Genomic DNA, 10,229 nt, shown 5'->3' with positions numbered 1-10,229 from the left:
ATATTTTCTCAGTTATACTATCCGCGAAATTAATTAGCGGAGACCCTAAGTGGCCAGTTGTTCGTCGAGGTTATGTTGTTTAAACACAACGATTTATCTTATCTGAGCAAGATCATCATTTAGGGATGTTATCTTGCAACGAGATAACATAAATTATTTTATATTTGTTTAAGTCAACTTCTCTTTACTTATATTTTTTACTTTAATCATTTTGATTAAGGTTTAAGTTGTTGCGCACTTAGTTTTATTCCGCCTCAGCGATGAGGATATACGGATGGTACTTAATCATTTTATTTTTCAGGAAATAATAGTTTTTATATTGTTTCTGTGCATTATTGTATTTAAAAATAATACTGTTGCTAGTCCATTATTAAATACTGATGATGCAGGTATTACACCCTTAAATTCATGTCAAATTGAAAGTTCAATACGTTTTATTAAACATACACAACCTGAGTATGTGATTACGCCTGCCTGTGGTGTGCATGATCATTTAGAGTTTTCTGTGGGGTATATAAGCACAGTTGAGCAGGATATTAGATATTCAACTTTAAACCTACAGTTGAAACAGGTTTTAAAACCTGTAGAGATGAATGACTGGGGATCGGCTACAAGTTTGGCAATCGAGCGTAAAGCCAATGATCCCCATCGTTTTGCATGGGTCTTAAATGTTCCTTATACCCGCTCTTTATATGATGATCGTTTGTTCTTGAATAGCAATCTGGCGTATCGATCTGATCAAAATCAGCATAATGTTTTATTCAGTGCTTCAGGGAGTTATTTTTTGCACCCTAAAACGCTTCTGAGCCTTGAACTGTTTAATCAGGATCAACATGAGCGTTATTTTCAAACTGTGCTTACACAAGAGTTGATCCATGATGTACTTCGGCTCGAGACATCTTTTGCCAGAAGCATATCGGGTTTTCGAGGGCAATGGTTTGGTTTGGGATTAAGCTACTCTCCAAACATTTTCTAATTTTACTTTTTCTTTCAGCCTATTGATTTTGTTCAATGGGGCAGGAACTTTTGTGCCAAAAAAGGAGAAATCACATGCTTCATAATCTATGGCAACGTCTATTTGCAAACTTTCTAAAAAAATATCATCTGACACATTTGTTTAGTCGACATCGATCATTTCGGGAGTTACATCAGGCGAGTTATGCAAATGAAATTAGCAAACAAATTTCACAAAGCTTAATTCGTGCTTCTTTTACCCAAGTCCCTAATTTGCTGGAACGGCTTGATACGAATGAGAATGGCTTAAATGCAGAACAGGTTGCACTGCGCCATGAAAAATTTGGGGCGAATGAGTTTGAGCATGAAAAACCTTTGAAATGGTGGCAACACCTTTGGTATGCATATCGCAATCCTTTTAATATCCTGCTCACTATCTTGGCATTGGTGGCTTTTTTTACGGGTGATATGGAAGGAACAACCATTATCAGTACGATGGTGATTCTTTCTACATTACTGAGATATTGGCAGGAGTATAAATCTAATAAAGCAGCGGAATCGCTTAAAGCAATGGTGAGTAATACTGCAACTGTACTGCGTAGGGTTGATTGGAAAGAACACCCATCATTGGCTGAAATTTATAGTCAAAAAACGCTAAACCAGATTGAAATATCTATTCAGGATTTGGTTCCGGGAGATATTATTTTGTTATCGGCAGGGGACATGGTACCTGCAGATTGTCGGATTTTATCAGCAAAAGATCTTTTTGTTTCGCAAGCTTCAATGACAGGTGAGTCGATTCCTGTAGAAAAGTTTGCTGACCAAAAAGATCACACAACCAATAATGCGCTGGAGCTGGAAAATATTGTTTTTATGGGAACCAATATTGTTTCAGGTTCAGCCAAAGCTGTCGTGGTTAATACAGGAGCAAAAACTTATTTTGGTGCTTTAGCTCATCGGGTTGTAAATGTTGGGAAAACAACGACTTCTTTTCAAATGGGGGTCAATAAAGTGAGTTGGCTGCTCATTCGCTTTATGCTGGTTATGGCACCAATAGTTTTATTTATCAACGGGTTTACGAAAGGTGACTGGAGTGAGGCTTTGCTTTTCGCTTTGTCAGTCGCTGTAGGTCTAACACCAGAAATGTTACCTATGATCGTAACCTCGACATTGGCAAAAGGTGCGGTATTTTTATCCAGAAAAAAAGTGATCGTCAAGCGTCTGGATGCGATTCAAAACTTTGGCGCAATGGATGTGTTGTGCACCGATAAAACAGGTACATTAACACAAGATGAAATTTGTCTATCACAACATACTGATGTAAAAGGAAAAATTTCAGACCGTGTTTTGATGCAGGCATATTTGAATAGTTTTAATCAAACAGGGCTGAAAAATCTACTAGATGTAGCAGTACTTGAGCACGCTGATCAAGAGATCAGGGATGCTGCCATCAAGTTTAAAAAACTTGATGAAGTTCCTTTTGATTTTTTACGCCGTCGTATGTCTGTAATTGTTAAAACACAGCAAGGACGAGCGCGCATTTTGACAAAGGGTGCTGTTGAAGAGATGTTGAAATGCTGTTCATATGTCGAGTTAAATGACAAGATCGTGTCTTTGACAGATGAACTTTATCGGCAAATTCTGGATAGAACTCAGCAGTTTAATTTAGAGGGTTTACGGGTTGTCGCTGTCGCATATCGTGATTTTCAAAATAAATTTGATCAGTTTTCTGTTGCTGATGAAAGCGATTTGATTTTAACAGGCTATGTGACATTTCTAGATCCACCCAAAGAATCTGCAGCGCCTGCTTTAAAACAACTTGCTGAACATGGTGTACAGGTCAAAGTATTAACTGGTGATAATGAATTTGTAACTCAAAAAGTGTGTAAAGAGTTGGGATTGGCTTATGAACATGTATTACTGGGTGGGCAAATAGAAGAAATGACTGCTGAGCAGCTTAAGTTTGCTGTTGAACATACACAAGTTTTTGCAAAGCTTAGTCCAGTGCATAAGGAAAGAATAGTTACAGAGCTTCAGGCAAATGGACATGTTGTTGGCTTTTTAGGAGACGGAATTAATGACGCAGCAGCTATTCGTAGTGCTGATATTGGGATTTCTGTTGATACTGCGGTAGATATTGCAAAAGAATCAGCCGATCTGATTTTACTTGAGAAAAGCTTGATGGTATTGGAACAGGGGGTGCTTGAGGGACGTCGCACTTTTGCAAATATGTTGAAATATATCAAAATGACAGCCAGTTCAAATTTCGGTAATGTTTTTTCGGTATTAGTAGCAAGTGCTTTTATTCCGTTCCTGCCTATGTTGCCAATTCATTTACTGGTTCAAAACTTGCTTTATGATATATCTCAAATCGCAATACCCTTTGATAATGTTGATGATGAATTGATCCAACAGCCACAAAACTGGAAACCAGAAGAAATTGGACGTTTCATGATTTTCTTTGGTCCATTAAGCTCCATATTTGATATTTTGACTTTTGCTTTAATGTGGTTTGTGTTTTTGGCAAACACGCCTGAAAAACAGACTTTATTTCAATCAGGCTGGTTTATTGTTGGGGTGCTTACCCAGACATTGATTGTGCATATGATTCGAACTGCCAAAGTTCCATTCTTTGAAAGTCGTGCAGCACTGCCTTTAATGACTATGACACTAATCATTATGGTGTTGGGTATTTTTATTCCAATGGGACCGTTTGCTTCATATTTCAAACTACAGGCTTTACCAATGAATTATTTCATTTATTTACCGATGATCCTGATTGGTTATATGTGTGTGGTGCAGTTGATGAAGAAAGTTTATATACGCCGTTATGGCTGGTAAGTAGGTCGCCAATATGCAACTTCAATTTATACAACATCTAGAATTTGTAAGTACGATCGATAGCATTATTAGCCTGTTTACGGCTTTTGTATTAGGTGGCCTTATTGGGTTTGAAAGACAATACAGGCAACGTACTGCAGGGCTTAGAACCAATGTCCTGGTGGCAGTAGGAGCTGCAATATTTGTTGATATTGCGAGTAATCTATCGGGTGCTGATGGTGCTGTGCGGGTGATCGCTTATGTGGTTTCAGGTATTGGGTTTCTTGGCGCTGGTGTGATTATGCGTCAAGAAGGCAGTATTCATGGATTAAATACTGCAGCAACTCTTTGGTGTTCCGCTGCAGTTGGTGCAGCAGCAGGGTCGGATTTAATTGTTGAGGCTATTGTAGCAACATTATTCATTATTGCAGCAAATACATTACTCAGACCGATTGTACATATGATTGACCGTAGTCCCCTGGACGATGAGTCAGAAGTCTTGCATGTGATCTATGTCGTGTGTGATCGGGATAGAAGTAAAAAGGTGATGGATGAGCTTAATCTGGCTTTGAAGAAACACAACTTTCCAGCTAAAGATATCAATGTTCATCCTTTTGGTGATAAAGATGTGGAAATCGAGGCAATGTTAATTGCCAGTTCAATAGAATCCGAAGAAATTCAACCAATTATTGAACTATTAAATGCAATGCCCGAAGTACGTCAAGCATTCTGGGATAAAAATACAATCGCCTAATATTGTGACATATTCAAATATGTCAAATTATGGTCACAATAAGTAATAATAATATTTATTGTGACTATTATCTTATTTATATAACATACCAACTGGTTGGTATGTTTCGGAGTGTGTAATGAATACCCTTGTTTTGGCTTATATATATCTGGCATGTGCCATTATTTCGGAAGTTGCGGGTTCTACATTCATCGTAAAATCAGATGGTTTTACTAAATTAGCACCATCAATAGCAGTCCTGGTGTTGTATAGCATCGCTTTTTATTTGCTGTCTCAAGTTGTGAAAGTGATACCACTTGGAATTACCTATGCGATTTGGGCTGGTGTCGGTATCATACTGACAGCGATTATTGGAGTGATTGTTTTCCGGCAAGCTCTGGATTTGGCAGCAATGATTGGTATCGCTTTAATTATTTCGGGTGTCATCGTGATCAATCTTTTTTCACATACGGCAGGGCATTAACATGACAAATGCGTTAAAAAGAAAGAAAGATCCTGATCTGGTCCGGCAAAAAATTTTAGAGAGTACCGAACATCTTGTTGCTGAAAATGGTGTAACTGGAATGTCAATTCAGGCTGTAGCTGATATGGCTGGAGTGACAAAAGGTGGGCTATTTCATCACTTTGCGAATAAACAGATCTTGATCGAAGCAATGCTTGAATTTATTTTGCAAAAACTGGATGCTCAGATTGAGCAACGTATCATGAAAGATAGCACCCAGTATGGAAAATTCACACGCGCTTATATTGATATTACTTTAGACCATGATGAAAATGGTAGAAGTCAAAACTGGTCAGCATTCTGTATGACGATGATCAGTGATAAACAGTACCAGCACTATTGGGATCATTGGCTAGAAAAACATTTAAAGCAGTATGAATCTACAGATTCGGATATTGCTCTACGTATTTTGCGCCATGCAGCAGATGGTTTATGGTATATAGAACATTTCAACCCATCTAAAAATAATGAGTTGCTACAACTCAAAGCGGAATTGATACGAAAAAGTTATATTCAGTAGATTCGGTTTTAGAAATATAGGTAGATTGTATTACAAGGTTATTATTTAGAGGTTCTATATTTCAGGATTACAGATACGATAATGCCAAAAAGCAGTCCCCAGAATGCTGAACCAATACCTAAAAACTGTACGCCAGAAGCGCTGAATAAAAATGTCAATAAAGCTACTTCACGATCATTTATCTCATGAAATGCAATGGCAATGTTATGACTAATCGTACCTAATAAAGCAATACCAGCCAATGCGATGATAAACACATGAGGGAATGACATGAACAGGTTCGTCAGGGTTGCAGCAAAAAGTCCCATTACAATATAGAAAAAACCACAGCTTATACCTGCAATATAACGCTTTGAAGGGTCGGGGTGAACTTGCTCATCTAGACTAACTGCAGCACTGATTGCTGCAATATTTACTGTAAAACAGCCAAATGGTGCGAGAATGGTTTGAGCAAAACCTGTCCAGCCAATGAGTTGATTCACATGAGGTTGATAGCCATAAGCTTTAATCATGGCTATACCTGGTAAGTATTGAGCTGCCATATTGATCACAAATAAAGGAAGTGCCAGTCCCAAAAAAGCAGACCATGTAAAATCAGGCATCATAAAAACAGGATTGGCAAGTGCCCAATGCAGAGTCGGCGTATGAAATTCCATGAAAAGTGGGCATAAAATGACCCCACCGATCATTGTCAGAACAATGCTATATCGTGGCCACAAACGTTTAGTAAACACGTATATTATTAAAAGTGCGAGAATAAAGCCCAGGTCATTTTGCAAACTTGCAAACAGGGCAATTCCAAATTTAAGTAAAACTCCAGCGAGCATGGCGCTGGTCAAGCTTTGTGGAATAAAGGCAATTACTCTTTGAAATATACCTAAGAAACCTAAAACAGAGGTGAGCAGTCCACATACTAAAAAAGCGCCTATTGCTTCATATAGGGAGTAGTTATTAGCAGTTGCGATAATAAGTGCCAGAGCAGCAGTAGACCAAGATGTGGCAACGGGGTATTTATATTTCCAGGATAGAAGTAAACCACACAAACCGATCCCTAAACCAAGTGCCCAAAACCATGAGGTGATTTGTTCAGGTGTTGCGCCGAGTAACTGTGCAGCCTGAATAACCAGTACAGCAGAAACACTAATACCGATGAGAAAAGTAATAAAGCCAGCAAATACAGCAGGTATGGAGAAATCTTGGAGAAATTTTTGCATATTCCTTTGCTTATTTTTTAATGGTTTGTTAATTGGATAAGTTTTACTTTAGTCTGAGTTTCCAAAGTATTTAGGGGAATTTAGCATAAAAGCAAAGATTTATCACGATGTAATAATACTGCAGTATTATTACATCGTAGAGGTTGCAAGTTTTAGACCAAATCCGCAAAAGAGTATACCAACACAGGCTACGCCAATCGCAGCTATTTTATAGCGTTGATTAAAAAAATCTGCCAATTTAATACCGGAAAAAATCAATAATGTTAAATATGATAAACTTATGATCTGCAGAATAACTGAAAGTGTTGCAAAACTAAGTGCAGGATATGGATAATCAGGATCAACAAATTGAACAAAAAATGAAAGATAAAAGAAGATTGCTTTCGGATTTAAGATACTTACTGTGAGTGCTGTTCTGTAAGGATGGGCTTGTTTAAGAGTGGTAATTGCAGTGTTTGATTCAATTTTTTGAGGTTTATGCTGCCAAGTCTTGATACTGGCAATCAGTAATTTGACACCTAGATAGGAGAGGTAAATTGCACCAACAACTTTTAATAGAATAAATAACCATGGGAAAGTATGTAGTAAAGAGGCAGCACCAAGCACTGTGCATAAGATTAAGATCAGATCACCTGTAAAAACACCAAATGCACCTAAATAACCAGCTCTTATGCCCAATCTCGAAGCAATAGACATAACATAGAGTGAATTCGGTCCTGGCAAAATCACGATAAAAATTGTACCAATGATATAGGTCATTAAATCTGTAATGCCAAACACGATGATCTACTCTCAAATTTGATGGAAAAAAGCTGAGCAGTATGATAACAAACTCAGCTTTTAGGTGTTTTACTTTAATAATATAAAAGGATTAATCTTTGATTTCAGCATCTAAACCAAAAGCGCTACGAAGTAACTTAGAAAGCTGCTCCCTGGCTTTAATAAATCCATCAATCCCACCTTGCAATAGTTGAAATGCCATCAAATCATGTTCAAGATCATGTTTAAATTCCTCTTTAGAGATAGCTGTATAGCTATACTCCTGATGGGTATCTGCATGATTGACTGATAACTCGGCGGTTACTTCTCTCTGGTCTTGTTCAAGAAGTTGTAGAAGATTTGGAGATACTGTCAGTAAGTCACAACCTGCCAAACCTAGAACTTGGTCAACACTTCGGAAGCTCGCACCCATAATTTCAGTTTTAACATGATGTTGTTTATAAAAATGATAGATCTGTTTAACTGAAAGAACACCTGGATCTTTATCGACCGGATAATGGTCAACATTCTCAGCTTTTTTATACCAATCCAGAATACGGCCTACAAAGGGAGAAATCAGGGTTACGTTGGCATCAGCACAAGCTTTTGCCTGATGTAAACCAAACAAAAGGGTCAGGTTACAATGAATTCCTTCGGCCTCTAAAGCTTTTGCAGCCTGGATACCATCCCAGGTTGAGGCAATTTTGATCAGGATGCGATTTTGGTCAACACCATACTCTTTATACAGTGCTAATAATTCTTTAGCTTTCGCAATAGTTGCTTCCGTATCATATGAAAGCGCAGCATCAACTTCAGTTGAAACACGACCATCGACGATTTTTAAAATCTCAGCCCCTAATTTAACTGTTAAAATGTCAATAGTCCGGTCAACGAGAGCGTCCCCTTGATAACCTTCTGATTTAGCTTGATCATAAGCCGCTTCTATGAGTTCTCGATTTTCAGGCTGTTCAGCTGCAGCCGTAATTAATGATGGATTTGTTGTGGCATCCAGTGGGCGAAATTTTTCAATTGCTTTCAAATCACCTGTATCGGCAACAATTGTGGTTAACGCTTTTAGTTGGTCTAATGCTGATTGAGTCATTGCAATTTAATTCTAAGTTAAAATATTTGTCTTTTTATTTATATCACAAAGTAAATTTAACGAAAGCGAAAAGAAAAGCTCAAGATGCCCTATTTTGTATGAATTCGTTGATTTCTGATGTAATTAATCAAAAAACGAGCAGCTGAACCAAGGTTGCTTTCTTTACTCCAGACTAAATCGACATAATATTCAAAACTTGGCGTGAAATCTAAAATTTGCAGCACCTTTAATTTATTATGAAGTTCTGGATTATCTTCAAACATTTGCTTGGGTAATATTCCCCAGCCTAGGTTACGTATAATCATCATGCTGGCGGAGTGATGGTTATCTGTCCTCCAATAGTTCTGTGAATAAAGTAGCTCAGGGCGAATAGTCTTGTCTCGACTTGCGATGACAATTTGTCTACTTTGCAGAATTTGTTCAAATTTAACTTGTTCAAATTGTGCGAGATAATGGGTTTTCGCAACAACAGGAATGAGATATTCGGCTTGTAATTCAACAAATTGTTCATGGCTTTCTAGCTCTTCCCGCTCAAACATGAATGCCAGTTGCGCCGTTTGATTTTTCAGCATTTTCAAAGCATCTTCTTGTGGGGCTGTGATGATATTGATTTGCAACTGGGGAAATTTACTTTCCAGTAATACCACATAGTCTGTCCAACCTGTGTGTAGGAGTTCGGAGACAATCACGATATTTAATGAAGATTCAACTCCACTACTTAGAGCATGGGCATGTTGTTTCCATTGGTTTATTTCAACCAGGAGTTGTTCAGTTTTTTCATAAAGAACCAATGCCTGTTCTGTTGGTTTTGGTTCCCGGCCAACTCGTATAAACAATTGCAGGTCGAGATCTATTTCCAGATTTGCAATAGACATACTGATAGCTGAGGGGACTTTGCCTAAAGCTCTTGCAGCGGCTGAAAAGGAACCAGTATCAATGACAGTTTTGAAAATCAGAAGTTGTTCTTGATTGATGTTCATCACAGTTTCCATTTGATCTTTCAATAAAACTGAAAGAATCTGATTCGATTTATCAAAAATATGGAAATAAAATAGCATACTTCTAAATTGAATGAGTAAGGGAAAATGTTGATTTCAAAAAGAAGGCTGGTTCACGCCTTGAGCTATGAAATCATTTTGCTAATTATTATTGCAATTGCTTTAAGTTTCATTTTTGAAGTACCACTAGAAGTCACAGGTACACTAGGTGTTGCCATGGCTGTAACATCTGTTTTCTGGAATATGGTTTTCAACCATTTTTTTGAAAAATTTGAACGTAAATATAAGCTAAGAAGAACGATAGCAGTGCGTCTATTACATGCTGTAGGATTTGAAGGTGGTCTGTTATTGGCAACAGTACCTATGGTGGCATATGCGATGCAAATGACGATTTGGCATGCGTTGGTTCTGGATTTTGGTATGACCATGTGTATTCTGGTTTATACATTTATTTTTCAATGGTGTTATGACCATATTGAGGCTAGATTGGGTATAAAAGCGATTTAAGAAACTGAAAATATTTTTACCTAAGAATTGGATCGAGAATAATACATAACTATGTGTATTATTCCTTTTTTATTCTCACTATAAGAGAGTATTGTGGAT

The 10,229-nt window shown here is 37.6% G+C and carries 10 protein-coding genes; 6 read left to right on the top strand and 4 right to left on the bottom strand.

All coding sequences use genetic code 11. From position 1 onward, the window contains the following. The first annotated feature begins 274 nt into the window (after positions 1-274). The 5 genes from KPC_RS13975 to KPC_RS13955 all read left to right on the top strand — a co-directional run bounded on the left by KPC_RS13975 (position 275) and on the right by KPC_RS13955 (position 5,550). Positions 275-976: a hypothetical protein gene (locus KPC_RS13975; protein WP_121974975.1), complete on the top strand. Its 702-nt coding sequence runs from the start codon at positions 275-277 to the stop codon at positions 974-976. 74 nt (positions 977-1,050) lie between these two features. After that, positions 1,051-3,795, top strand: coding sequence for a magnesium-translocating P-type ATPase (gene mgtA, locus KPC_RS13970; RefSeq protein ID WP_121974974.1), 2,745 nt, complete (start codon positions 1,051-1,053; stop codon positions 3,793-3,795). A gap of 13 nt (positions 3,796-3,808) precedes the next feature. Beyond that, entirely contained in the window at positions 3,809-4,528 is a 720-nt protein-coding gene (locus tag KPC_RS13965) for an MgtC/SapB family protein (protein WP_121974973.1), read from the top strand. Between the two features lie 118 nt (positions 4,529-4,646). Beyond that, positions 4,647-4,991 (top strand): DMT family transporter, encoded by a 345-nt coding sequence (locus tag KPC_RS13960; RefSeq protein ID WP_121974972.1) that lies wholly within the window; start codon positions 4,647-4,649, stop codon positions 4,989-4,991. A 1-nt stretch (position 4,992) separates the two neighbouring features. After that, positions 4,993-5,550, top strand: coding sequence for a TetR/AcrR family transcriptional regulator (locus tag KPC_RS13955; protein WP_121974971.1), 558 nt, complete (start codon positions 4,993-4,995; stop codon positions 5,548-5,550). Between the two features lie 41 nt (positions 5,551-5,591). Here the strand turns inward: KPC_RS13955 and KPC_RS13950 are convergent, their stop codons facing one another. The 4 genes from KPC_RS13950 to aceR all read right to left on the bottom strand — a co-directional run bounded on the left by KPC_RS13950 (position 5,592) and on the right by aceR (position 9,605). Next, positions 5,592-6,764: a benzoate/H(+) symporter BenE family transporter gene (locus KPC_RS13950; protein WP_121974970.1), complete on the bottom strand. Its 1,173-nt coding sequence runs from the start codon at positions 6,762-6,764 to the stop codon at positions 5,592-5,594. A 129-nt stretch (positions 6,765-6,893) separates the two neighbouring features. Next, positions 6,894-7,544, bottom strand: a complete 651-nt coding sequence (leuE, locus tag KPC_RS13945) for a leucine efflux protein LeuE (RefSeq protein ID WP_121974969.1) — start codon at positions 7,542-7,544, stop codon at positions 6,894-6,896. 91 nt (positions 7,545-7,635) lie between these two features. Next, positions 7,636-8,625: a transaldolase gene (tal, locus tag KPC_RS13940; RefSeq protein ID WP_121974968.1), complete on the bottom strand. Its 990-nt coding sequence runs from the start codon at positions 8,623-8,625 to the stop codon at positions 7,636-7,638. 89 nt (positions 8,626-8,714) lie between these two features. After that, positions 8,715-9,605: an HTH-type transcriptional regulator AceR gene (gene aceR / locus KPC_RS13935; RefSeq protein WP_121974976.1), complete on the bottom strand. Its 891-nt coding sequence runs from the start codon at positions 9,603-9,605 to the stop codon at positions 8,715-8,717. Positions 9,606-9,710: 105 nt separating this feature from the next. Here aceR and aceI point away from each other — a divergent pair, with 105 nt between their 5' ends. Continuing rightward, a complete protein-coding gene (gene aceI, locus KPC_RS13930; protein ID WP_121974967.1) occupies positions 9,711-10,130 on the top strand; it encodes a chlorhexidine efflux PACE transporter AceI in 420 nt (139 codons plus the stop codon). Positions 10,131-10,229: the final 99 nt, after the last annotated feature.

Origin of the sequence: Acinetobacter stercoris (assembly GCF_900323515.1) — a bacterium.
Lineage (GTDB): Bacteria > Pseudomonadota > Gammaproteobacteria > Pseudomonadales > Moraxellaceae > Acinetobacter > Acinetobacter stercoris.
The sequence above is the reverse complement of the archived record's forward strand: the minus strand, read 5'-3'. Positions and strand labels throughout refer to the sequence as shown.

Coding starts and splice junctions, on each gene's coding strand:
- KPC_RS13975 (WP_121974975.1), top strand. CDS start 275: ATGGTACTTAATCATTTTATTTTTCAGGAAATAATAGTTTTTATATTG.
- mgtA (WP_121974974.1), top strand. CDS start 1,051: ATGCTTCATAATCTATGGCAACGTCTATTTGCAAACTTTCTAAAAAAA.
- KPC_RS13965 (WP_121974973.1), top strand. CDS start 3,809: ATGCAACTTCAATTTATACAACATCTAGAATTTGTAAGTACGATCGAT.
- KPC_RS13960 (WP_121974972.1), top strand. CDS start 4,647: ATGAATACCCTTGTTTTGGCTTATATATATCTGGCATGTGCCATTATT.
- KPC_RS13955 (WP_121974971.1), top strand. CDS start 4,993: ATGACAAATGCGTTAAAAAGAAAGAAAGATCCTGATCTGGTCCGGCAA.
- KPC_RS13950 (WP_121974970.1), bottom strand. CDS start 6,764: ATGCAAAAATTTCTCCAAGATTTCTCCATACCTGCTGTATTTGCTGGC.
- tal (WP_121974968.1), bottom strand. CDS start 8,625: ATGACTCAATCAGCATTAGACCAACTAAAAGCGTTAACCACAATTGTT.
- aceR (WP_121974976.1), bottom strand. CDS start 9,605: ATGAACATCAATCAAGAACAACTTCTGATTTTCAAAACTGTCATTGAT.
- aceI (WP_121974967.1), top strand. CDS start 9,711: ATGTTGATTTCAAAAAGAAGGCTGGTTCACGCCTTGAGCTATGAAATC.